General features: G+C 42.6%; 1 pseudogene. It reads right to left on the reverse strand.

The annotated features are described in order from the left end of the window. A pseudogene (locus V7137_RS17705) lies at nt 1-160 on the reverse strand (L-serine ammonia-lyase, iron-sulfur-dependent subunit beta); the annotation flags it as partial. Between the last annotated feature and the right edge of the window lie 70 nt (nt 161-230).

Consider the following 230-nt stretch of genomic DNA (forward strand, 5'->3'; position numbering starts at 1 on the left):
TTTTTGCAAATGAACCGTATAACGAGATTATGGCTTTCTTTGGCAGACGACCGAATAAGGTTCTTGCAACCCGGCCAATTCGTGCCGCCCCTGCTGTATGTGAGCTTGATGGTCCAATCATTACAGGACCAATAATATCAAATGCAGATCGATATTTCATTTAGGACGCTCCTTTAGATTCATTACTAAGGCTATTAGTTCATCAATCCGCATAACTAGATGCGTCGTGG

This window comes from Neobacillus drentensis (assembly GCF_036962765.1).
GTDB lineage: Bacteria > Bacillota > Bacilli > Bacillales > Cytobacillaceae > Neobacillus > Neobacillus drentensis_C.